Below are 22,031 nucleotides of genomic sequence, written 5' to 3'. Positions count from 1 at the left end.
TGCTTGGCTGTGTCTCTCCAGCCGGATCATTCGCGCTGCCACGTCGTTCCCGCCCTCGCCGGGCGCCTTGGCGGGAACCCAAGTTTGCACGCGTATCAGCTATGTTCAACGCGAGTGGCTAAGCAAACGACTTAGGTTCCCGCCTCCGCGGGAACGACGGGGGATTCAGCAGCTGCAGGCTTCCTTCGGCGCCGAGTCCAGCGTCGCTGCGCGGGTCTTCAGACCGAGTTTTTCCAGCAGCACGCGGTCGTCGTCGGCCTCGGGATTTTCGGTGGTCAGCAGCTTGTCGCCGTAGAAGATCGAATTGGCACCGGCCATGAAGCACATCGCCTGCACGGCTTCGCCCATTTCGCGGCGGCCCGCCGACAGGCGCACGCGCGCCTGCGGCATCGTGATGCGCGCGACCGCGATGGTGCGCACGAATTCGATCGGGTCGAGCTTGTCCATGCCGTGCAGCGGCGTGCCCGCCACCTGCACCAGGTGGTTGACCGGCACCGATTCCGGATACGGGTTCAGGTTCGCCAGTTGGGCGATCAGGCCGGCGCGCTGTTCGCGCGTCTCGCCCATGCCGACGATGCCGCCGCAGCAGACCTTCAGGCCCGCTTCGCGCACGCGGCCCAGCGTGTCCAGGCGGTCCTGGTATTCGCGGGTCGAAATGACGTTGTTGTAGAAGTCCGGCGCGGTGTCGATATTGTGGTTGTAGTAGTCGAGGCCAGCGCGCTTGAGCTGTTCGGCCTGGCCGGCTTCGAGCATGCCCAGCGTGGCGCAGGTTTCCATGCCCAGTGCTTTCACTTCACGCACCATCGTCTCGACCTTGTCCATGTCGCGCTCTTTCGGGCTGCGCCAGGCTGCGCCCATGCAGAAGCGCGTCGCGCCGCTGGCCTTGGCCGCGCGCGCCGCGTCGAGCACCGTGTCGATGTCGAGCAGCTTCTTGGCTTCCACGCCCGTGTCGTAGCGCGCCGCCTGCGGGCAGTAGCCGCAGTCTTCTTCGCAGCCGCCGGTCTTGATCGACAGGAGCGTCGCCAGTTCGACGTCGCCATCCGGGAAGTTCAGGCGGTGCGCGGTCGACGCGCGGTGCATCAGTTCGGTGAACGGCAGGTCGAACAGCGCGAGCACGTCGGCCAGCGGCCAGGTTGCATTCTCGGGCGGCTTGACGGCTGCCGTTGGACGGTGCAGGGCGACAGTGTTCATATTGGTCATTTCGGTTCCTTCAAAAACTAGACCCGCGTGGACGGCCAGCCTGGCAGTCCGGCGAGGTCGATAAATTCGGCTGCCGCAGCAGCCGTCGGTTCGTTCAGGCGCGGCACGTGGCCCAGCAGCGGCGCTGGAATACGCTGAGTCAGCGCCTCGATGTTCTCTTGCGCAAAGCGCATGTCCGTGTCGACCGTGTTGGCGACCCAGCCGGCCAGCACCAGGCCGCGCGCCACGATCGCTTCGACCGTCAGCAGCGCATGGCTGATGCAGCCAAGGCGCATGCCGACGACGAGGATCACGGGCAGGTTCAGTTGTGCGGCCAGGTCGGCGCTGTCGAAGTCGTCGTTGAAGGGCACGCGGAAGCCCCCCACGCCTTCGACCACGACCGCGTCGGACGCGGCCTGGACCTCGGCAAAGGCGGCCAGGATCGGCACCAGCTCGATCGTCACGCCCTCAAGGGCGGCAGCGATGTGCGGTGCGGCCGGTTCGCGCAGCAGGTAGGGCGTGGTCAGCGATGCCGGCAGGTGCACGTTGCCGGCCGCGATCAGCTGGTCGGCGTCGTCGTTGTGCAGCGCGCCGTCACGCAGTTCTGCGCCGGCCGCCACGGGCTTCATGCCGCAGGCGCGCTGGCCCGTGGCCACGAGCTTGTGCAGGATGGCAGCCGAGATCAGCGTCTTGCCGATCTCGGTATCGGTGCCGGTGACGAAGCACGCAAAGCGCATTGGCAGATCGTCGGCGCGCAGTTCGAGTTCGGGTTCTAACACGGGTTCATCGAGCTCGGTCAGGTCGACCTCGGGGTCAAGCACGGGTTGCACGATGACCGGTGCATCGGTTTCATTCAGATTGTTCATGGTGCGGCCTTTTCCAGTTCGTTGAGCGCCTGCGCCAGCCGCGCCACGTCATCCGTGGCATGGGCGGCGGACAAGGTCACGCGCAGGCGCGCGGTACCGGGCGCCACGGTTGGCGGGCGGATCGCCGGCACCCACAGGCCCTGCTCATGCAGGCGGCTGGCGGCGTGCAGCGCAGCGTCGTTGCTGCCGATGATGACGGGCTGGATCGGGGTGGTCGACGCCGCCAGTTCCCAGCGTTCCAGGCGCAGTGCACCGCGCAGCTGCTCGACCAGTCGTGCCAGGTGCGCACGCCGTTCGGCGCCCTCGTCACCGCCCATGATAGCAAGGCTGGCGAGCAAGGCGTGTGCAAGCGCTGGCGGGCAGGCCGTCGTGTAGATATACGGGCGCGCGCGCTGGATCAGCAATTCGATCACGCTCGCGTGCGCAGCGACAAAAGCGCCGCCGACACCGGCGGCCTTGCCCAGCGTGCCCATGTAGATCAGATTGCTCGAGCGCAGACCGAAATGTTCCAGTGCGCCGCGCCCGTTCTGGCCCAGCACGCCGAAGCCGTGGGCATCGTCGACCACCAGCCAGGCGCCGTGACGCTCGCATGCGGCCAGCAGCGCCGGCAGCGGCGCCAGGTCGCCATCCATGCTGAACACGCTGTCGGTGACGACGATCTTCGTGCTGGCGCTGCTGGCGGCCAGGCGTTGCGTCAGCGTTTCGACGTCGCCATGCGGGTAGACCGTGACGCCCGCTTTCGCAAGCCGGGCGCCGTCGATCAGCGAGGCATGGTTCAGCGCCTCGGAAAAGATCATCGCATCGGCATCCACACCCAGGGCGCTGAGAATCGCGAGGTTGGCCATGTAGCCGGTGCACAGCGTCAGCGCGCGCGCCTGCTCGAGGTGCGGCGCCATCCACGCGGCCAGCGTTTCTTCGAGCAGGTGATGGGCGCGGCTGTGGCCCGATACCAGGTGCGAGGCACCGCTGCCGGCACCGTACAGCTGGGCGCCTTCGCGCAGCGCCTCGATGACCTGCGGGTGCGCGGCCAGGCCCAGGTAATCGTTGCTGCAAAAGGCCAGCAGGTCACGGCCGTCGACCAGCTGGCGCGGCGCGCAGGCGCCATCGGTGATGCGGCGACGGCGCGTGAGGCTGCGCGCGGCCAGCGTGTCCAGCTGGCGGTCGATGGTGGCGATCAAGTCCATCGCATCACCCCGCGATGACCGATTCGAACGTCTTGATCGTGCGCGCCGCCAGGCCCGCGACTTCTTCTTCGTCCAGCACGTACGGCGGCATCAGGTACACGGTGCGGCCGATGGGGCGCAGCAGCAGTTCGTTCTCGGCCGCCGTCGAAAAGAAGCGGCGCGCAAAGGTCGATGCAAGATCGGTATCCGGTTCGATGGCGTCGAACGCGAAGATCATCCCGCGCTGGCGGAAGTGGCGCGTGCGCGGATGGTCGGCCAGTGGCGCCAGCGCCACCGTCATCCTGGTGGCCAGCTCGCGGTTGCGGTTCAACACGTCGTCTTCTTCGAAGATGTCGAGCGTGGCCAGCGCCGCGCGGCAGGCCAGCGGATTGCCGGTGTACGAGTGCGAGTGCAGAAAGCCGCGCGTGATGTCGGTGCTGTAGAAGGCCTGGTAGATGTCGTCGCGCGTGAGCACGAGCGAGAGCGGCAGGTAGCCGCCGCTGATGCCTTTCGACAGGCACAGGAAGTCGGGCCAGATGCCGGCCTGTTCGCAGGCGAAGAAGGTGCCGGTGCGCCCGCAGCCGACCGCGATTTCGTCGGCGATCAGGTGCACGCGGTGCTGGTCGCACAGGTCGCGCAACAGCTTGAGGTACAGCGGGTCGTACATCGCCATGCCGGTGGCGCACTGCACCAGCGGCTCGACGATGATGGCGGCGATCTTGTCGCCCCGTTCTTCGAACAGGGCCTTGACTTCAAGGATCGCGCGCCGCGCGACGTCCTGCGCCGTCTCGCCCTCGAAGGCGTTGCGGGCATCGGGCGCGCTCACCACGTGCGAGGCGCGCAGCAGCGGGCCGTAGGCATCCTTGAACAGCGGCACGTCGGTAACCGACAGCGCGCCGATCGTCTCGCCGTGGTAGCTGCCCTGCAGGCAGACGAATTCCTGTTTGGACGACTGGTCGGCATTGCGCCACGCGTGAAAGCTCATCTTCATCGCAATTTCCACGGCCGATGCGCCGTCGGAGGCGAACGTGGCGTGGCCCAGCGCGTGGCCGGTGAGCGCTGCCAGGCGCTCAGCCAGCTCGACCACGGGCGCGTGCGTGAAGCCGGCCAGCATCGCATGTTCGAGCTTGTCCAGCTGGTCCTTCAGCGCGGCGTTGATGCGCGGGTTGGCATGGCCAAACAGGTTGACCCACCACGAGCTGATGCCGTCCAGGTAACGCTTGCCGTCATAGTCGTACAGCCACGGCCCCTTGCCGTGGCTGACCGCGATCAGCGGCACCTCTTCGTGATGCTGCATCTGGGTGCAGGGATGCCAGACGCTGCGCAGGCTGCGCGCGATCCAGTCGGAGGAGGTGGTTTGCTGCTTCACTATACATTTCCAATACTAGTTAATCCAAGTCGGCTTGCGCTTTTCAAGGAACGAGGCCACGCCTTCGCGGCCTTCGGTCGATGCGCGGATCGCGGCGATGCGGCCCGCCGTGTCACGCAGCAGCGCATCGTCGACCGGCTGGCCGACGATTTCGCGCACCAGCGTCTTGGCCTGCCGGACGGCGTGCGGGCTGTTGTTCACCAGCGCCTTGACGATCCCGGCAACAGTCGCGTCGAGCGCTTCCGGCGCCACAACCGCGTGCGCGACACCGATGCGCTGCGCCTCGGCCGCATCGAACCGCTCGGCCGTCAAAAAGTAGCGGCGCGCCGCCTGTTCGCCCATCGCCTTGATCACGTAAGGCGAGATGGTAGCCGGAATCAGCCCGAGCTTCACTTCGGACAGGCAAAAACCAGCTGTGTCGCTCGCGACGACGATGTCGCAGGCCGCTACCAGGCCCATGCCGCCGGCGTAGCAATCGCCCTGCACGCGCGCGACTGTCGGCTTCGGGCACAGGTAGATCGTGCGCAGCATGTCCGCCAGGCGCATGGCGTCGGCCTCGTTCTCGTCATGCGAGTAGCCGGCCATCTTCTTCATCCAGTTCAGGTCCGCACCGGCGCAGAACGACGGGCCGTTGGCGGCCAGGACGATCGCGCGCACGGCGTCGTGGCGGCCGAGTTCATCGAACACGCGCGCCAGTTCGGCAATCGCCCCTTCGTTGAAGGCATTGCGCAGGTCGGGGCGGTTCAGCGTGACGGTGGCGACCTTGTCGGCAACGGTCACGAGCAGGGTGTCATAGGTCATCGTCATCCCCTTACATGCGGAACACGCCGAACGTCGTGTCGCCGATCGGCTGGTTCATGGCAGCGGACAAGCCCAGGCCCAGCACGGTGCGGGTGTCGGCCGGGTCGATCACGCCGTCGTCCCACAGGCGCGCCGACGCGTAATACGGGTGGCCCTGGTGCTCGTACTGGTCGCGGATCGGCTGCTTGAACGTGGCTTCTTCTTCGGGCGACCACTGGCCGCCGCGGCCTTCGATGCCGTCGCGCTTGACCGTGGCCAGCACCGACGCGGCCTGGTCGCCGCCCATTACCGAGATGCGCGCATTGGGCCACATCCACAGGAAGCGTGGCGAGAACGCGCGGCCGCACATGCCGTAGTTGCCGGCGCCGAACGAGCCGCCGATGATGACGGTGAACTTTGGCACTGCAGCAGTGGCCACCGCGGTAACCATCTTGGCGCCATTGCGCGCGATGCCCTCGTTTTCGTATTTGCGCCCGACCATGAAGCCGGTGATGTTCTGCAAGAACACGAGCGGAATCTTGCGCTGGCAGCACAGCTCGATGAAGTGCGCGCCCTTTAACGCCGACTCGGAAAACAGGATGCCGTTGTTGGCGATGATGCCGACCTTCATGCCGTGGATATGGGCGAAGCCGCACACCAGCGTCGTGCCGTAGCGCGCCTTGAATTCGTCGAACACGCTGCCATCGACCACGCGCGCGATCACTTCGCGCACGTCGAACGGTTTGCGCGTATCGACCGGGATGACGCCGTACAGTTCCGACGCCGGATAGTGCGGCTCGACGCTCGCGCGCCGTTCGCCCTGCTGCGGCTTGACGCGGTTCAGGTTCGACACGATCGTGCGTGCCAGCGACAGCGCATGCGGATCGTTCTGCGCCAGGTGGTCGGCCACGCCCGACAGGCGCGTGTGCACGTCGCCGCCGCCCAGGTCTTCGGCACTGACGACTTCACCGGTCGCCGCTTTCACCAAAGGCGGGCCGCCCAGGAAAATCGTGCCCTGATCCTTGACGATGATCGACTCGTCGCTCATCGCGGGCACGTAGGCGCCGCCGGCGGTGCACGAGCCCATCACGACGGCGATCTGCGGGACACCCTTGGCCGACAGGTTCGCCTGGTTGTAGAAGATGCGGCCGAAGTGGTCGCGGTCGGGGAACACGTCGTCCTGGTTCGGCAGGTTGGCGCCACCCGAGTCGACCAGGTAGATGCAGGGCAGGTTGTTCTGCTCGGCGATCTCCTGCGCGCGCAGATGCTTCTTGACCGTCATCGGGTAATAGGTGCCGCCCTTGACGGTGGCGTCATTGCAGACGATCACGCATTCGTGGCCGGAAACGCGGCCGATGCCGGTGATGATGCCGGCGCTGGGTGCGGCGCCGTCATACATCTCGTACGCGGCCAGTTGCGAGAATTCGAGGAAGGGCGTACCCGGATCGAGCAGATGTTCGACACGCTCGCGCGGCAGCAGCTTGCCGCGCGCGAGGTGACGCGCACTGGCTTCGGCGCCGCCGCCCTGGGCCAGTTGCGCCACGCGCGTGCGCAAGTCGTCCACCACGGCCTGCATGGCGGTGGCATTGGCCTTGAAATCCTCGCTGCGCGGGTTCAGTTTGCTTTCGATCTGGGGCATGTGCCGTCCTCTGGTCTGTCGCCGCCCTGGGTGCGTGGCAGCGCTTTACTTCTTGTCGGGGAAACTGCCGTCCAGGTAAAACCAGCGTGGCGCGCCATCGGGGCCGGCTTCGCGCACGAAGCGGCTGCGCTCGTGGAGACGGTGCGCGCGCCCGCCCACCTTGAAGCGGGCGACGAATTCGACGTGGTCTTCGTCGCGCGGGTGGTCCTGGTCGCCTGGAACGTCCGGCAATTCTGCTTTACGTTGACGTAAACGTAAAGCAGTTTTTATCTCCAGGCCAAGCCAGCGGACGGGCTCGTTGTCAACGATCGGCTCTTGCGGCCGTGTGCTGGGGTGCCAGGTGGCGCGCAGGTAGGCTTCGTCGCCCAGCGTGAAGGCGGTATAGCGTGAGCGCATCAACTGCTCGGCCGTGGGCGGCAGGGCCGCGCCGGCCAGGAACGGGCCGCAGCAGCTGTCGAACGAGGGGCCGCCGCAGGGGCAGGGGGTGGTGGGGCGGGGAGGCATGGCGGCAATTATCCGCGATTTCGTATTCGGCTGAGACAAGCTGGTGTTATATGGCGCTGAAAGCGTGCCGTAATTTTAATCACATGGATGTTTACTCTTTATCGGTAAACGATAGAAAATAGGATGTCTTGTGGTTGAGACCTTTCAACCATGGTTGCAGAAGCACATGGAGGTGCAATGTTTATCAACGGAATGCGTCCGATCCATCCCGGAGAGATTTTGCGTGAAGAGTATTTGGCGCCATTGGCAATGTCCTCGAATGCGCTCGCTGGTGCCCTGCGGCTCACTCCCGCTCGAGTCAATGACATCGTCCGTGAAAAGCGCGGCGTAACGCCAGACACGGCGCTGCGGTTGTCGCGTTACTTCGGTACGACGCCAGAGTTCTGGCTCAACCTGCAAATGGCCTACGAACTGCGAAAAGCCATTCAAACTGAAGGCAAGATGATCATGGAAACCATACAGCCGCGTGAGATGGCAGAGGCGTAAATCTGCGCTTCATGGCGACGAGCGATCACCTTCGTCATACTTGACCGCGCAGCGTCAAGCCATCGAGCGCAAACGGTGGCGCCTTCCCCTGCACGAGATCCGCCAGCACGGCTGCGCTGCCGCAGGCAAACGTGAAGCCCAGCGGCCCGTGCCCCACGTTGAGCCACAGATTGTCGTAGCGCGTGGCCCCGATGATCGGCGCGCTGCCCGGCGTGGCCGGGCGCAACCCGGCCCAGGCCGACACTTGCGAATAATCCGCCGCGCGCGGCATCGTCTCGCGTACCAGGCGCGTCAGGCCCGCAACGCGCTTGGCGTCGAGCGAGACATCCTCGCCCACCATGTCGACCATTGCCGCCACGCGCAAGCGGTCGCCGATGCGCGCATACAGCACCTTGCGCTCGAAGTCGGTCACGCTGATCTCCGGCGCGATGTCGTCCTGGCGGATCGGTGCGCTCAGGCTGTAGCCCTTGAGCGGGTACAGCGGCAGGTAGATGCCCACCGTGTCGGCCAGCGTGCGGCTCTGGATGCCGGCGGCCAGCACATACGCGTCGGCCGTGACCAGGCCACCGACGGTGTCGATGCCGGTGATGCGGCCCCGCTCTGCACGCAGCGCCAGCGCGGTGCTGTGGACGACCCCGCGAAAGCGCGGGTGCTCCCCCAGCCGTTCGGCCAGCGCCACGCAGAAGGCGTGGCAGTCGGCCACGGCTTCGCCCGGGTTGTAGATGCCGCCGGCCAGCAGGTGCTGGGCGGCGCCCAGCGCGGGTTCGTGCGCGGTGCATTCTTCGGGTGACCAGATCCGCCCCGCGCCAGGTTTGGCGGCGGCGACATCGAACGCGGCGCGCGTGCGAAACACCACCAGCTTGCCGGCGTCGCGCCAGCCAAAGCGTTCGGGTGGCACGACCAGGGAGAGCGAGGCCATCGCCCGGCGCGACAACTCGCCCAGCTCGAGCAGCTTGGCGGTGGTGCGGCGGTTGACGTCAGCGCGGCAGTGGGCCAGGAAGCTGGCCAGCCAGCGGTACTGGCGCAGGTCTGCCTCGGGCCGGAAGCGCAGCGGGCCGTCGGCCTGGAACAGCCATTTGAAGGCCTTGAGCGGGATGCCGGCGTCGGCCAGCGGCGCCACGTAGCGGTAGCTGAGCTGCCCGCCATTGCCGTAGCTGGCGCCACTGCCCACGTCCGGCGCGCGTTCGAGCAGCGTGACCTCGTGGCCAGCCTCGAGCAGCCACCAGGCGGAGGCCAGGCCGACGACGCCGCCGCCGATGACGATTATGTGCTGCATGCCGGACTCTTTTTTTCGGGTGGGGACAGGAAGCTTAGGGGCAGCAGGCACGCACTGCCAATGAATCTAGCGCGCGCGCTCATAACCGGGATATATGTACGCGCCCGCATGCCGGTCAATCGGCCAGGCCGAGGATCGCGCGGCGGTGCAAGGCCGCCACGATGCGCTCTTCATACCGCGCTAGCGCCGTCTCTCGGCCCGGCGTGGCGGCCGGATCGGTTCCCGTGCCGCCGGCCAGCACGATCACGCCGTGGCCCTGTGCACGGTCCATGGCGAACACGGAGCGCAGCCCGTAGGCGTCGCCCAGGTGGCCCACCGCATCGAAGCCCGGCGCCAGCCGCAGGCCCGGGCGGTCCGGATAGTGCGCGTTGCCGAATCCGCGCGGACTGAGGATGCTGCCCAGCGGATTGCCATTGCCGCCCACGCCGTCGTACGACCAGTGACGCGTGAACATGCGCTCGAGCGTCGCGCTCTGCAGCAGGCGCGCGCCGCCATGCACGCCGCCGGCCATCAGCATGCGCATGATGACGCCCAGGTCGCGCGCGGCGATGCGCAAGCCGCCGGTCGGGCTGAACGGCGTCGCATTGGTCCCCGGGACGTAGCCGTCCAGGCCCGGTGGCGGTACAGGTGGCCGCGCACCGACATCGTCGACCTGGGCGATCCACGGCCCGTTCGGCGCCCAGACTTCGCTGTCGACGGCGCGCTTGCGGTAGATGGTCGCGATATTGTCCTGCGCGGCCTTCGGCAATCCGGCCGGGTTGTAGCCGGCCTGCAGTCCAAGCGGCTGCAGCACCAGGCGCGTCATCAGCAGGTCGAACCGTTCGCCCGTGACGCGCTCCATGATCGTGCCGATGATGCCGAACCCCAGGTTGCAGTAGGTGTAGTAGGCGCCCGGTCCGGCCAGGCTTGACCACATCGGCTGCACAGCCGGCGTGACGACGGCCTTCAGCGCCGTCGTGGCCGGCCAGAAGTAGCCGGCATCGTCGCGCAACGACGACGTGTGCACGAGCAGCTGGCGCAGCGTGATGGCCTGGGTCGGGAAATGGGGATTACGCAGCGTGAAGCCAAGGTAGCCCGAGATGTCGGCGTCCAGGTCGACGCGGCCCGCTTCCAGCAGCCGCATCAGCCCGAGCGTGGTGACGAGTTTCGAGATCGAGGCGATCCGGTACAGCGTCGCCGGCGTGGCCGGGCGGTCGGGGAACAGGCCATTGCCGATGGTGCGCCGCCCGAACGCGCCTTCGTACACCGGCTGCCCGGCGCGCAGCGCCAGCACCGACAGGCTCGCCAGCGGGCAGGCCGGATCGTCGGCGATGGCCGCGAGTTCGGCGTCGAGCTGGCGCTGCAGGGCGCCGCCCGTGCCCGCCGCGCCACCGCCGGCTGGCATTGCTGCAAATAATGGTCCCATCGTCCCCAGCATGGCCATGCCGAGCAGGGTGCGCCTGCCGTGATTCATGTTCGTCCCTTGGCGTTGCGTGATTGTGACTATCGGTCCAGCATACGGACTGCGCGAAACCCTTGACCAATGAATACCCGTGCGCAGGGCATAACCGTTTTGCATTGGTCGCAAGTGGTATGCTTCGATGGTATGCCAGACCCCTTCGCCACGACGCCATGAACAGCCCCAGCCCCGGATTCCAGGTCGACCACGACGACAATTCGCCGCTCTACAAGCAGCTTGCGCGCAAGCTGGCGCAGGACGTGCGCGATGGCCGTTATCAGGCCGACCAGGCGCTGCCGTCCGAACGCATGCTGTCCGAGCAGCTCGACGTCTCGCGCGTCACGGCGCGCAAGGCGATCGACCAGCTGGTCGACCAGGGCCTGGTGGTGCGCCGGCGCGGCTCGGGCAACTACATCGCGCCGCGCATCGAGCAGCCGCTGTCGACGCTGTCGAGTTTTTCCGAGCAACTGCAGCAGCGCGGCTATACCCCGCGCTCGCAATGGCTGCGGCGCGACACGATGCTGGCCGACGCCGACGAGCAGCTCTCGCTCGGCCTGTCGCCCGGTGCGCGTGTGGCGCGTCTCGAGCGCCTGCGCTTTGCCGACGACATCGTCATGGCCTACGAAGTGAGCGTGATCCCGGCCGCCGTGCTGCCGCGCCCGGAGCTGGTGGCGGCGTCACTGTACGCGCACCTTTCCAAGAGCGGCCACCTGCCGGTGCGCGCGCTGCAGCACATCCGCGCGATGAATGCCGACCTGGAGCTGGCCACACGGCTCGAGGTGCCCGAAGGCCGCGCGGTGCTGTTCATCACCCGCGTGGGGTATCTCGAATCGGGCCAGCCGGTCGAACTGACCCATTCCTACTGCCGCAGCGACCATTACGACTTCGTGGCCGAGCTGCGCCGGCAAGCCTGAATGCATAACCTGGCGGCATGACGGCGCCCGATCCTTTCATGGAAGCGCTTGTCAAAGTGGTATTACACTGGTTTTAACCAAACTGTGCAGGTGCGAGACAGCGATGCTCAATACCGAAACCCCTTCCCTAGCGCACACCGCGCTCGACCAGTACCCGACGACGGAACTGGTCAATGCCCTCGTTGATGACCAGTTCCATGCGGTGGACGCCGTACGCAAGGCCGGACCGCGCATTGCCGCTGCCGTGGCGGCCGCAGTGCTGCGCATGGAAGCGGGCGGACGCCTGGTCTATGTCGGCGCCGGCACCTCGGGCCGCCTCGGTGTGCTCGACAGCGTCGAGCTGTACCCCACCTTTTCCTGGCCCGCCGAACGCGCGGTGGCGCTGCTGGCCGGCGGCCACGGCGCGATGTTCGCTGCGGTCGAAGGCGCTGAAGACGATCTGGAGCAGGGCGCGGCGGATATTGCGGGTGTGAACGTGGGCCCGAACGATGTCGTGCTGGCGCTGGCGGCGTCGGGCGCCACGCCGTACGTGCTGGGGGCGCTTCGCGCTGCGCGCGCCGCCGGCGCGCTGACGGTGGGCTTTGCCAACAACCCGGATGCGCCAGTGGCCACGCAGGCCGAGATCGGCATCACGCTCGACACGGGCGCCGAAGTCATTTCGGGCAGCACGCGCCTGAAAGCGGGCACCTCGCAAAAGATCGCGCTGAACACCTTTTCCAGCGCCCTGATGGTGCGTTTGAACAAGGTTTACGGCAACCTGATGGTAGACTTGAAGGCCACCAATGCCAAACTGGTACGACGTGCGATCCGCCTGACGAGCTTTGCCACCGGCGCCGACGAGGCGGCCGCGCAGGCGGTGCTGGAACAATGCGGCTTCCACGTCAAGACCGCGATCGTGGCCTTGTCCAAACAAACCAGTGTCGAGCAGGCGCAAGCGCTGCTGGAAGCGGCGCGCGGCAGCGTGCGCCAGGCGCTCGCGTAAGCACGCGCCCTTTCAGCAGCACCGGCCTGCACGGCGCACGAAAGAGTCATGCAAAAACCGCAAGCGAACAGCCCGTGGCTGTGGGTGCCGTCCCTGTACTTTGCCCAGGCGATTCCGTATGTCGTCGTGATGAGCCTGTCGGTCATCATGTACAAGGACATGGGGATTTCAAACTCCGACATCGCCTTCTATACGAGCCTGCTGTACCTGCCGTGGGTGATCAAGCCGCTGTGGTCCCCGATCGTCGACATGTTCGGCACCAAGCGCCGCTGGACCGTGCTGCTGCAACTGGCCGTCGGCGCCTCGCTCATTGCGGTGGGCACCGTGCTGCATCTGCCCACCTTCTTCGTTGTCAGCCTGGCCGTTCTGTGGATCATGGCGTTCAGCTCCGCCACCCACGACATCTCGGCTGACGGCTTCTACATGCTGGGCCTGCGCCAGAAGCAGCAGGCCGCGTTCGTCGGCGTGCGCAGCACTTTCTATCGCCTGGCCACGCTGTTCGGGCAAGGCCCGCTCGTGGTGCTGGCCGGCTATCTGGCCGTGAGCCTGGGCGACGTGCGCCAGGCCTGGTCGATCGTGTTCTACGTGCTGGCCGGCCTGTTCTTCGCCGCCTTTGCGTGGCACCAGTGGGCGCTGCCCGTGCCGGCCGACGACCACGCTGTCGCCAAGAGCGACAACCCGCTGCGCGACTTCGTCGGCACCTTCGTCGCGTTTTTCAAGAAGCGCGACATCTGGATGATCGTCGCGTTCATCCTCACGTTCCGCCTCGGTGAAGCGCAGCTGCTCAAACTGGTCGCGCCATTCTTGAAAGACCCGATCAGCGCCGGCGGCCTGGGTTTGACCACCTCTGAATACGGCATCGCCTATGGCACGGTCGGCATCATCGCGCTGACGCTGGGCGGCCTGGCCGGCGGCTGGCTGATTTCGCGCGTGGGCCTCAAGCGCTGCCTGTGGATCATGGTGTTCGCGATCCACGTGCCGGACCTGGTCTTCGTCTACCTGTCGCAAACCCAGCCGACCGATCTGATGATCGTGTCCGCGTTCCTCGCGCTCGAGCAGTTCGGTTACGGCTTCGGCTTTACCGCGATGATGATGTACATGATCATGGTGGCCGATGGCCCCAACAAGACGGCGCATTACGCGATCTGCACGGGCCTGATGGCGCTCGGGATGATGGTGCCCGGCATGTGGAGCGGCGACCTGCAGGAATACCTCGGCTACCAGCACTTCTTCATCTGGACCTGTCTTGCGACCATTCCCGCCTTCATCGTGGCGGCGCTCGTCAAGATCGATCCGGAATTCGGAAAAAAATAAGCGGACGGCTGACGCCCGCGCTGCCGCGCCCGATGTGGCGCCGGCGCGGAGCGTCAACCTCCGGTACAGCAACATCAAGGAGTTCTTTTTTTGCTTCCCAACCTGAACAAACGCACTTTCACGCTCGGCATGGCCAGCGCCGTCGCCCTGGGCCTGGCCGCCTGCGGCACCAAGCCCACCAAACCGGGCGCCACGACTTTCATCGGTGGCAATGAGCCGCCGGCCGCGCCGCGCGAGTTTCGCGCCGCCTGGGTGTCCACGGTCGCCAATATCGACTGGCCCAGCCGACCGAACCTGAGCGCCGCCAAGCAGCAGCAGGAAGTGCTCGCCATCCTCGACCGCGCCAAGGCCATGAACCTGAACGCGATCGTGCTGCAGGTCCGTCCGGCCGCCGACACCATCTATCCGTCCAACCTCGAGCCGTGGACCGAATACCTGAGCGGCATCCAGGGCAAGGCGCCGCAGCCGTTCTACGATCCGCTCGCGTACTGGATCACCGAGGCACATGCGCGCGGCATCGAGCTGCACGCCTGGTTCAATCCCTACCGCGCCCGCATGGACGCTTCGCGCGGCCAGTCGGCGCCGAACCACATCACCAACACCAATCCGGCCATCGTCAAACGCTACGGCAAATTCATGTGGATGGACCCGGGCGAACCGGCCGCCGTCAAGCAGACGCTCGACGTGATCCTCGACGTCGTGCGCCGCTACGACATCGACGGCGTGCACATCGACGACTACTTTTATCCGTACCCGATCGACGCCGCGCCGCAGGTGGCCGGTAACGCCGCGGCCCTCGATGGGCGCACCGGCACGCGCGAACTGGACTTCCCGGACGATCCGGCCTGGCACCGCTACCTGGCCGGCGGCGGCCAGCTCGATCGCGCCAACTGGCGCCGCGACAACGTCAACCGCCTGATCGAAGCGATGTACAAGGGCATCCACGCCGAAAAGAGCTGGGTGCGTTTCGGCATCAGCCCCTTTGGCCTGGGCCGCCCGGACCGCCGCCCGCCCGGCATCAACGGCTTTTCGCAGTACGACAAGCTGTATGCCGATGCCGAGCTGTGGCTCGAGAAAGGCTGGGTCGATTACTTCGTGCCGCAGCTGTACTGGCCGATCAAGCCACCGGGCCAGGCCTACGACGTGCTGCTCGATTACTGGATCAGGCAAAATCCGCAGCGCCGCCACATCTGGCCGGGTCTGTTTACCAGCCGCATCGGCGCTGCGACCAAGGCCTACGAACCGCAGGAGGTGCTGGCCCAGGTCGACGTGACCCGTACGCGGCCGCTGTCCACCGGCCACGTCCACTTCAGCATGGTGGCCCTGATGCAGAACCGCAAAGGCATCGCCGACCAGCTGCGCACGACCCGCTACGCCGGCCAGGCGCTGGTACCGGCGACGACGTGGCTGGGCAACGAGCGGCCCGGTACGCCGCTGGTGGGGGCTTCGCGCCGCGCGCGCTCGGTCGACCTGACGCTCAAGGCGGGCAAGGCCAATGCGTTGTACGCGGTCTGGTCGCGCCATGGCGGCCAATGGCGTTTCGCCGTGGTCCCGGCGGTGCGCGTGGCCTGGTCGGTGCCGGATGACGCGACGCTGGGCGCAGCCGAAATCGTGGTGGTCAGCGCCGTCGACCGTCTGGGCAACGAGGGCGCACGGGTGCGGGTATGGGGCAAAGCGTAATGCAGGTAGCATCGGGTTTTATGGGCGGATTTTGTGATGTCATCTGATCGTGACAACGTGAGCGGGTTTGGCCTGGGGATCGACGCCGGCGGCACCGAGACGCGCTGGGCGCTGGCGGCCCCCGGCGGCGCCATCCTGGCCGACGGCGTGGTCGCAGGCCTGTCGGCGCTGCAGATGGCCACGTCCGACGGGCGCGCAGCGGTGCGCGCGAGCCTCGAAGAACTGGCGGCGGCAGTGCTCGCGCATGCCAGTCCGCTGCGCATCCAGGCCGGTCTGACGGGGTTCGGCGGCGACGACGAACTGCTGCAATCGTGGCTGGCCCAGTTGCTGGGCGTTGCGCCCAGCGCCGTCACGCTGTCGAACGATATCGAACTGGCGTATCGCGCCAATTTCGCGCCCGGCGCCGGCTACCTCGTGTATGCGGGCACCGGCTCGATCGGCGCCTACATCGACGCCGACCACGTGTTCCACCGCGCCGGCGGGCGCGGCGTGCTGCTCGACGATGGCGGTGGGGGCTTCTGGATCGCGCGCGAAGCGCTGCGCCACATCTGGCGCAACGAAGACGAGCAGCCCGGCTGCTGGCGCGATTCGCCGCTGGCGCAGGCCGTGTTCGAGCACATCGGCGGCGCCGACTGGAATGTGTCGCGCCAGTTCATCTATCACGGCGAGCGCGGCGCGATCGGCAAGCTGGCGCTGGCCGTTGCCGCCAGCGCCGAGCGCGATCCGGCCGCCGCCACGATCCTGAGCGAAGCGGGCCTGGAACTGGCGCGCCTGGCGCTGGCGCTCACGCGCCGCTTCGGCCCGCGCCCGGTGGTGCTGGCCGGGCGCGCGAGCGAACTGCACCCTTTGATCATCGAGACCATGCGCGCTGCGCTGCCGGCCGGGATGGTGCTCACGCAGACCGGCCTGCGCGCCCATCACGGCGCCGCGCGGCTCGCATTGCAACCGGCCGCCACGCCACCCGCGCGCGCAACCCACAAGAACATCAACGAGGAATCCCCATGAAATCGATCTTTGCCGCTCTCGCCCTGGCCGTGCTGGCCGGTTGTACCACGACCGCCCCGACCACGCCGAAGTACGACACCACCTACGATGCCGTCGGCCAGTCGAGCCGCGCGCGCTTTCTGGTGCTGCACTACACGGTGGCCAACACGCCTGCCTCGATCAAGATCCTGACGCAGCAGCAGGTCAGCTCGCACTACCTGCTGACCGACGAAGCGCAGCCGAAGATCTACCGCCTGGTCGACGAGAACCGCGCCGCCTGGCATGCGGGCAACTCGAGCTGGAAGAACTTCACGCAACTGAACAACAGCTCGATCGGCATCGAGATCGTCAACGCCGGCTGGAAGGACACGCCGCAGGGCCGCGTCTACGCACCGTTCCCGCAGGCGCAGATGGATGCGCTGCTGCCGCTGGTAAAAGACATCGTGGCGCGCCACGGCATCGCGCCCGAGAACGTGCTCGGTCACAGCGATATCGCGCCGCTCCGAAAGCAGGATCCGGGGCCGCAGTTCCCGTGGCAGCGCCTGGCGCAGGAAGGCCTGATACTGTGGCCGGATGCGAACCGTGTTGCCGCCGTGCGCCCGGCCTTCGAAGCTCTGCTGCCGGACGTCGCCTGGTTCCAGCGCAAGCTGGCCACGCACGGCTTCGGCCTGGTGCAGAGCGGCACGTACGATGAAGCGACCCGCACCACGCTGGCGGCGTTCCAGATGAAGTACCGTCCGCGCGATATCTCGGGCGTTGCCGATGCCGAGACGGCGGCGCTGCTCGAAGTGCTGACGACGCCGGCGAACACGCCGCCACCGGTGGTGCCGGCCGCACTGGCGCCCGTGGCGCCGGCCACGATGCCAGCACCAGCACCAGCACCAGCACCAGCACCAGCACCAGCACCAGCGCCAGCGCCGATGCCAATGCCGACGCCGACGCCGACGCCGACGCCGACGCCAACCTTGCCCGAGCCGACGCCGGTGCTGCCGGTCGAACCGACGCCGGAAACCGCCCCGGCTCCGGCCACGCCAGTCATCACCACGCCATGATGGCGGCAATTGAGGGATAAGCGATGCGTCTGCGCCATATCGAAGTATTCCACGCCATCATGCAGGTCGGCACCATCAGCGGCGCCGCCCAGGTGCTGCATATCTCGCAGCCGGCCGTGACGAAGGTGCTGCAGCACGCCGAGCTGCAACTGGGCATGCCGCTGTTCGAGCGCGTGCGCGGCAAGCTGTATCCGAAGCCGGAAGCGCACCGCCTGTTCATCGAAACGGAAAAGCTCCATCGCGACCTGCAGGGCATCCGCCGCCTGGCCGCGAGCCTGAAGGGACGCGCTGTGGAAACCGTGCGCCTGGTGTCCACGCCGACCATTGCGGTCAGCGTGCTGCCGGCCGGGATGACCGCCTGGCGCCGCGCCTTTCCCGAAACGCGGTGCGAACTGGCCACGCACCACACGAGCGAAATCGTCAATGCACTGCGCCTGGGCGAAGCCGATGTGGGCCTGTCGCTGCAGGACCCGCGCCACCCCGGCATCGTGGCCGAGCCGATCGCGCATGGCCTGTTGACGGTGATGGCGCCGCGCGGCACCTGGAGCGACGCCGAATGCCGCACGCCGATCGCGGCCGACGGTTTGACGGGTGAACTGATCGGCATGGCCGATCGCGATCCGCTGGGCGAGATGGTGATGGCAGCCTGCGAAGCGCAGGGTGTGCAACCGGTGTTTCGCACCGTCGTGCAAACGTACCAGATCGCCCGCTCGCTGGTCGAAGCCGGCGCTGGCACCGCGGTGGTCGATCCGTTCACGGCCGCCTCGGCCGCAGCGAACCAGGTGCAGTGCCGCCAGTGGTCGCCGTCGATTCCCGTGCACCTGTACCTGCTCACGGCCAGCCACGCGCCGCTGTCGCATGGCGCGCGCGAGCTGGCCAACTGCATCGGCGCGACCGCGCGCGCCTGTCTCGAACCAGCCTAGGATTTTTCAGCATCATGCACGCGTTCATCGCCAGCGAAGACATTGCCGCCAGCCCGGCATTCCGGCACCTGGACAGCATCGCCGGCATCCGGGTCGACCTGCGCTACGCCACCGCCAACAACTTCGTCGGGCGCGATCTGTATTCGCCGTTCGATTGCGCCTGGCTGCATGTGCAGGCCGCCGCAGCGCTCGAGCGCGTGGTGGCCTGGCTGGCCGCACGCCGGCCCGACCTGACGGTGCTGGTGCTCGATGCATTGCGGCCGCAGCGCGTCCAGCAGCAATTGTGGGATGCGCTCGAGGGCACCGACCTGCGCCTGTACCTGGCCGATCCGGCGCGCGGCTCGATCCACTCGTACGGCATGGCGCTGGACCTCACGCTGGTGGACGCGGCCGGCCATGAACTCGACATGGGCACCGGTTTCGACGACATGACCGAGCTGTCGCATCCGGCGCTCGAAGAAGGGTTTGTGCTGGCCGGACGCCTCACCGAAGTGCAGGTGGCCAACCGGCGCCTGCTGCGCGAGGCGATGCTGGCAGCGGGCTTTTTGGCCATCAAAACCGAATGGTGGCACTTCGATTGCGGCGACCGCGATCTGGTGCGGCGCACCTTCCAGCGCGTGCTGTAGCGGTCAGTTCATCGCGATCGCTTCGACGCGGTTGCGGCCATTGTGCTTGGCCGCATACAGCAGCTTGTCGGCGGTCAGGATCAGGTCGGGCAACGTGATGTGCCCGTCGTCGCGCGCGAAATCGTACGTGGCCAGGCCGAAGCTGGCGGTGGTCTGCAACCCGGGGCCATCGGCATCCGGCGCGACCCGACTGGCCGCAAACGCTGCGCGCAGGCTCTCGGCCAGGCTGGTCCCTTGCGCCAGGTCGATGCCGGGCAAGACCAGCAAAAATTCTTCGCCGCCGTAGCGCACCACGGCATCGACGCCGTCGCGCACCATCCTGTGCAGCAGGCTGGCAAAGGTGCGGATCACGGCATCGCCCTCGTGGTGGCCGAAGGTGTCGTTGATGCGCTTGAAGTGATCGATGTCGCACAGGATGACGGACACCGGATGCTGGCGCTGGCGTGCGCTTTGCAGCTCATGCTCCAGCAGATGATCGTGCAGGTAGTGGCGGTTGTAGCAGCAAGTGAGCTGGTCGCGCTGGGCCAGCTGCTTGAGTGTCATCTGCAGCCGGAACTGTTCGCGCGCCACCCAGTTGTAGCGGCGCGCGGCCAGGATGCCGAATGTGTTGATCAGCACCAGCAGCATGCCCATCGTGAGCAGGTCGGACACGGGCCTTGGCGGCAGCACGAACGTGGCCAGCGCCAGGAAGACGATCGAGGCGCCCATGCCGAGCGCGGTCGCATACACCAGGCGGTTCGGGATGTACAGGTAGATCACCACCAGCATGATCAGCATCGACATCGCATGCCAGTGCACCTCGTACGGCCGCGCCAGCGCCACCACCATGAAGCAGCACAGCGCGATGCCCACGGACAGCGATGCCGCCAGGCGCATGGCCCGGATCGACAGGGGGCGGCGGTAGGCCAGCCAGGCGCAGGTGCCTGCAACGACCGCGACCAGCAGGCGCGCCGGCAGCGTGTCACGCACGGCCGCATCCAGGCCCAGCACCGCGATATCCGTCACAAAAAACGACAGGAAGAACACGACGCAGAACACCAGCGTGAAGCCGAGCATGGCGCGTGTGCGGTCGATCTGGCTGGAAAGGAAAGCAATTTCGCTGGTGCTGCGCGCGAATTCGCCGGTCAGGTAATGGATGTGCATGCGATGAACAGTGCGGCAGGTGATGATGCCTGCGACACACGATTCAGCATTCGGCGATAGTCGGACAGGACGAAATGCGCCGGTGCTGGCGCCGGCCAGGCCGGTCACCGGAAGCGGCACCGGACACGTGACTATTGTGACAAGGTTTTCTTACTCGAAACTAACAAAATGTATCAGTTCATTAATTACTTTGTTAATTTTGCAAGATAACCCGGTTCAATCCCGTGACAATTTGCTCAACGCTGCACCGCTACCGCCTGGGTCGTACCCGAGCGCGCCACCCAGTCGACCAGTGCATCGAGCACCGCGCGACCGCGCCCGTCCCCGGCCCGTTCGCTGTTGACCATCGCCACCACCACGCACAGATTGCCATTCGCATCCGGCACGTAGCCGGCTACTGCCGTGACGTTGCGCAGCGTGCCCGTTTTCAGGCGCGCGCGTCCGGCGGCCGGCGTGCCGGCCAGGCGCCGGCGCATGGTGCCATCGACCGCACCGATCGGCAGGCTGGCCTGGAATTCGGGCGCCCATGGACTCTTCAACCCTGCCTGCAGCAGGCTGCCCATCTGCTGCGCACTGATGCGCTCGATGCGCGACAGGCCCGAGCCGTTGTCGATCACGAACCCGGTGTCGTCAATGCGCTGCGCGCGCAGCCAGTCGCGCACGGCACCGTCGGCGCGCGCGAAGGTGGTGACTTCGCCGGACGGCAGCGCCAGGCTGCCGTCGACAGGATCGCCCTGCAGGCTGCCCAGGCTCAGAAACAGCAGGCGCGCCAGCGTGTTGTCCGACGTCTTGTTGATATCGCGGACCAGTTCCGGCAAGGCGCGCGCAGCGTGCGCGGCCAGCACGCGCGCGTCCAGTGGCGTGGCGCCGGTGATCGTGCGGCCACTGAGCGTGCCGCCCAGATCGGTCCAGGCGCGGCGCACGAAGCGGCCCACGTAATCGTCGCGGTCGAGCACATTGACGCTGTAGCTGCGGTTGCAGTTCTTCGGGAAGGTGCCGCGCAGGACCACCTCGATACGGCCATCGGGCGCACGGCGCGTCTCGGGCAGCTGCCAGCCGTCTTCCCACTTCGCGCAATCGCGCTCGACCAGCGTCATCGCCGACGTGACCGACACGCGTTCGAGTTCCGGGTACATGCGCAGTTGCAGCGTGGCGCCGGTCGCGCGCATGTCCAGCTGCAGCATGTTCTTGTTGAGGAGGAGGGCGTCGGGAATCACGTTGTAATACGCGTCGGGCGACTCGTCGAACGGCGGCAGGCCAACATCCGGGCGCGCCGGCTGGAACAGGCTGCGATCGAGCACCAGGTCGCCCTCGATGCGCTCGATGCCCTGATAGCGCAGCGCGCGCAGCATGGCTTCGAGATGCTCGCCGGCCAGGTCGGCGTCGGCGCCGCCCTTGACGTACAGGCTGCCGCGCAGCACGCCGTCCTTGATGTCCCCGGTCGTGCGCAGTTCGGTGCGGCCGCGGAACGTGGGGCCCAGGCGCTCGAGGCCGATCAGCGTCGTCACCAGCTTGATCGTCGATGCCGGCTGCATCGGCAGCGCCGCCTGGTGCGACAGCACGGCCGCGTCGCCGCGCAGCACCAGCAGGCCCACTTCGCCCGGTGCGATGCCGCTTTGCTGCATCAGCTGCGCCACCGGCGCCGGTAGCTGGGCCTGGGCAAGCGACGTGGCGCACAGCAGCGACAGAACGAGGGTGGCGCGTTTGAACATG

Annotated in this window: 19 protein-coding genes and 1 pseudogene; 9 read left to right on the top strand and 11 right to left on the bottom strand. The window is 66.9% G+C overall.

Annotated features, from left to right (window positions below; translation table 11 throughout):
* Positions 1-165: 165 nt before the first annotated feature.
* Genes bioB through ACZ0AJ_RS19515 form a run of 7 tightly spaced genes read right to left on the bottom strand, consistent with a single transcriptional unit; the run spans position 166 to position 7,500 of the window.
* Positions 166-1,191: a biotin synthase BioB gene (bioB, locus tag ACZ0AJ_RS19545; protein ID WP_499456819.1), complete on the bottom strand. Its 1,026-nt coding sequence runs from the start codon at positions 1,189-1,191 to the stop codon at positions 166-168.
* Positions 1,192-1,217: 26 nt separating this feature from the next.
* Positions 1,218-2,045 (bottom strand): dethiobiotin synthase, encoded by an 828-nt coding sequence (bioD, locus tag ACZ0AJ_RS19540; protein ID WP_499456070.1) that lies wholly within the window; start codon positions 2,043-2,045, stop codon positions 1,218-1,220.
* The gene (bioF, locus tag ACZ0AJ_RS19535) at positions 2,042-3,229 is read right to left on the bottom strand and encodes an 8-amino-7-oxononanoate synthase (protein WP_499456069.1); all 1,188 of its coding nucleotides are present in this window, start codon (positions 3,227-3,229) and stop codon (positions 2,042-2,044) included. Before bioF ends, bioD begins: the two co-directional genes overlap by 4 nt.
* A 4-nt stretch (positions 3,230-3,233) precedes the next feature.
* Positions 3,234-4,577 (bottom strand): adenosylmethionine--8-amino-7-oxononanoate transaminase, encoded by a 1,344-nt coding sequence (gene bioA, locus ACZ0AJ_RS19530; RefSeq protein ID WP_499456067.1) that lies wholly within the window; start codon positions 4,575-4,577, stop codon positions 3,234-3,236.
* A 15-nt stretch (positions 4,578-4,592) separates the two neighbouring features.
* Positions 4,593-5,378, bottom strand: a complete 786-nt coding sequence (locus tag ACZ0AJ_RS19525) for an enoyl-CoA hydratase/isomerase family protein (RefSeq protein ID WP_499456066.1) — start codon at positions 5,376-5,378, stop codon at positions 4,593-4,595.
* Positions 5,379-5,388: 10 nt separating this feature from the next.
* Positions 5,389-6,996 (bottom strand): carboxyl transferase domain-containing protein, encoded by a 1,608-nt coding sequence (locus ACZ0AJ_RS19520; protein WP_499456065.1) that lies wholly within the window; start codon positions 6,994-6,996, stop codon positions 5,389-5,391.
* 45 nt (positions 6,997-7,041) lie between these two features.
* Positions 7,042-7,500, bottom strand: coding sequence for a YchJ family protein (locus ACZ0AJ_RS19515; RefSeq protein ID WP_499456064.1), 459 nt, complete (start codon positions 7,498-7,500; stop codon positions 7,042-7,044).
* 177 nt (positions 7,501-7,677) lie between these two features.
* Here ACZ0AJ_RS19515 and ACZ0AJ_RS19510 point away from each other — a divergent pair, with 177 nt between their 5' ends.
* A complete protein-coding gene (locus tag ACZ0AJ_RS19510; protein WP_258836857.1) occupies positions 7,678-7,986 on the top strand; it encodes a HigA family addiction module antitoxin in 309 nt (102 codons plus the stop codon).
* Positions 7,987-8,020: 34 nt separating this feature from the next.
* Here ACZ0AJ_RS19510 and ACZ0AJ_RS19505 read toward each other — a convergent pair whose 3' ends face one another.
* Both ACZ0AJ_RS19505 and ACZ0AJ_RS19500 read right to left on the bottom strand, forming a co-directional pair.
* Positions 8,021-9,262: a D-amino acid dehydrogenase gene (locus tag ACZ0AJ_RS19505; RefSeq protein WP_499456063.1), complete on the bottom strand. Its 1,242-nt coding sequence runs from the start codon at positions 9,260-9,262 to the stop codon at positions 8,021-8,023.
* A 115-nt stretch (positions 9,263-9,377) separates the two neighbouring features.
* Complete coding sequence (locus ACZ0AJ_RS19500) at positions 9,378-10,715, bottom strand: serine hydrolase domain-containing protein (RefSeq protein WP_499456062.1); 1,338 nt, start codon at positions 10,713-10,715, stop codon at positions 9,378-9,380.
* Positions 10,716-10,873: 158 nt separating this feature from the next.
* On the opposite strand from ACZ0AJ_RS19500, the gene ACZ0AJ_RS19495 reads away from it, so the two are divergent.
* The 8 genes and pseudogenes from ACZ0AJ_RS19495 to ACZ0AJ_RS19460 all read left to right on the top strand — a co-directional run bounded on the left by ACZ0AJ_RS19495 (position 10,874) and on the right by ACZ0AJ_RS19460 (position 19,175).
* Positions 10,874-11,614 (top strand): GntR family transcriptional regulator, encoded by a 741-nt coding sequence (locus tag ACZ0AJ_RS19495; RefSeq protein WP_183555034.1) that lies wholly within the window; start codon positions 10,874-10,876, stop codon positions 11,612-11,614.
* A gap of 82 nt (positions 11,615-11,696) precedes the next feature.
* Positions 11,697-12,596: an N-acetylmuramic acid 6-phosphate etherase gene (gene murQ / locus ACZ0AJ_RS19490; protein WP_499456817.1), complete on the top strand. Its 900-nt coding sequence runs from the start codon at positions 11,697-11,699 to the stop codon at positions 12,594-12,596.
* A 48-nt stretch (positions 12,597-12,644) separates the two neighbouring features.
* Positions 12,645-13,910, top strand: coding sequence for an AmpG family muropeptide MFS transporter (locus tag ACZ0AJ_RS19485; protein WP_499456059.1), 1,266 nt, complete (start codon positions 12,645-12,647; stop codon positions 13,908-13,910).
* Between the two features lie 90 nt (positions 13,911-14,000).
* Positions 14,001-15,590: a glycoside hydrolase family 10-like protein gene (locus ACZ0AJ_RS19480; RefSeq protein ID WP_499456058.1), complete on the top strand. Its 1,590-nt coding sequence runs from the start codon at positions 14,001-14,003 to the stop codon at positions 15,588-15,590.
* A 36-nt stretch (positions 15,591-15,626) separates the two neighbouring features.
* Positions 15,627-16,595: an N-acetylglucosamine kinase gene (locus tag ACZ0AJ_RS19475; protein ID WP_499456057.1), complete on the top strand. Its 969-nt coding sequence runs from the start codon at positions 15,627-15,629 to the stop codon at positions 16,593-16,595.
* A pseudogene (locus tag ACZ0AJ_RS19470) lies at positions 16,592-17,371 on the top strand (N-acetylmuramoyl-L-alanine amidase); the annotation flags it as partial. The gene ACZ0AJ_RS19475 and the pseudogene ACZ0AJ_RS19470, both read left to right, overlap by 4 nt.
* A 278-nt stretch (positions 17,372-17,649) precedes the next feature.
* Entirely contained in the window at positions 17,650-18,549 is a 900-nt protein-coding gene (locus tag ACZ0AJ_RS19465) for a LysR family transcriptional regulator (RefSeq protein WP_183555042.1), read from the top strand.
* Positions 18,550-18,563: 14 nt separating this feature from the next.
* Positions 18,564-19,175 carry a M15 family metallopeptidase gene (locus ACZ0AJ_RS19460; protein ID WP_499456056.1) on the top strand — a complete coding sequence of 204 codons (612 nt, stop codon included), beginning with the start codon at positions 18,564-18,566 and terminating at the stop codon, positions 19,173-19,175.
* A 3-nt stretch (positions 19,176-19,178) separates the two neighbouring features.
* Here ACZ0AJ_RS19460 and ACZ0AJ_RS19455 read toward each other — a convergent pair whose 3' ends face one another.
* Together ACZ0AJ_RS19455 and dacB are read right to left on the bottom strand one after the other, a co-directional pair.
* Complete coding sequence (locus tag ACZ0AJ_RS19455) at positions 19,179-20,318, bottom strand: GGDEF domain-containing protein (protein WP_499456055.1); 1,140 nt, start codon at positions 20,316-20,318, stop codon at positions 19,179-19,181.
* 236 nt (positions 20,319-20,554) lie between these two features.
* On the bottom strand, positions 20,555-22,030 hold the full coding sequence (gene dacB, locus ACZ0AJ_RS19450; protein WP_499456053.1) for a D-alanyl-D-alanine carboxypeptidase/D-alanyl-D-alanine endopeptidase: 1,476 nt from the start codon (positions 22,028-22,030) through the stop codon (positions 20,555-20,557).
* Position 22,031 lies beyond the last annotated feature (1 nt).

It is taken from the genome of Telluria sp. AC161 (genome assembly GCF_979258535.1).
The sequence above is the reverse complement of the archived record's forward strand: the minus strand, read 5'-3'. Positions and strand labels throughout refer to the sequence as shown.

What these genes read in the sequence shown, in the direction of transcription:
- bioB (WP_499456819.1), bottom strand. Translation starts at nt 1,191, where the DNA reads ATGAACACTGTCGCCCTGCACCGTCCAACGGCAGCCGTCAAGCCGCCC.
- bioD (WP_499456070.1), bottom strand. Translation starts at nt 2,045, where the DNA reads ATGAACAATCTGAATGAAACCGATGCACCGGTCATCGTGCAACCCGTG.
- bioF (WP_499456069.1), bottom strand. Translation starts at nt 3,229, where the DNA reads ATGGACTTGATCGCCACCATCGACCGCCAGCTGGACACGCTGGCCGCG.
- ACZ0AJ_RS19525 (WP_499456066.1), bottom strand. Translation starts at nt 5,378, where the DNA reads ATGACCTATGACACCCTGCTCGTGACCGTTGCCGACAAGGTCGCCACC.
- ACZ0AJ_RS19520 (WP_499456065.1), bottom strand. Translation starts at nt 6,996, where the DNA reads ATGCCCCAGATCGAAAGCAAACTGAACCCGCGCAGCGAGGATTTCAAG.
- ACZ0AJ_RS19515 (WP_499456064.1), bottom strand. Translation starts at nt 7,500, where the DNA reads ATGCCTCCCCGCCCCACCACCCCCTGCCCCTGCGGCGGCCCCTCGTTC.
- ACZ0AJ_RS19510 (WP_258836857.1), top strand. Translation starts at nt 7,678, where the DNA reads ATGTTTATCAACGGAATGCGTCCGATCCATCCCGGAGAGATTTTGCGT.
- ACZ0AJ_RS19505 (WP_499456063.1), bottom strand. Translation starts at nt 9,262, where the DNA reads ATGCAGCACATAATCGTCATCGGCGGCGGCGTCGTCGGCCTGGCCTCC.
- ACZ0AJ_RS19500 (WP_499456062.1), bottom strand. Translation starts at nt 10,715, where the DNA reads ATGAATCACGGCAGGCGCACCCTGCTCGGCATGGCCATGCTGGGGACG.
- ACZ0AJ_RS19495 (WP_183555034.1), top strand. Translation starts at nt 10,874, where the DNA reads ATGAACAGCCCCAGCCCCGGATTCCAGGTCGACCACGACGACAATTCG.
- ACZ0AJ_RS19485 (WP_499456059.1), top strand. Translation starts at nt 12,645, where the DNA reads ATGCAAAAACCGCAAGCGAACAGCCCGTGGCTGTGGGTGCCGTCCCTG.
- ACZ0AJ_RS19475 (WP_499456057.1), top strand. Translation starts at nt 15,627, where the DNA reads ATGTCATCTGATCGTGACAACGTGAGCGGGTTTGGCCTGGGGATCGAC.
- ACZ0AJ_RS19465 (WP_183555042.1), top strand. Translation starts at nt 17,650, where the DNA reads ATGCGTCTGCGCCATATCGAAGTATTCCACGCCATCATGCAGGTCGGC.
- ACZ0AJ_RS19460 (WP_499456056.1), top strand. Translation starts at nt 18,564, where the DNA reads ATGCACGCGTTCATCGCCAGCGAAGACATTGCCGCCAGCCCGGCATTC.
- ACZ0AJ_RS19455 (WP_499456055.1), bottom strand. Translation starts at nt 20,318, where the DNA reads ATGCACATCCATTACCTGACCGGCGAATTCGCGCGCAGCACCAGCGAA.
- dacB (WP_499456053.1), bottom strand. Translation starts at nt 22,030, where the DNA reads ATGTTCAAACGCGCCACCCTCGTTCTGTCGCTGCTGTGCGCCACGTCG.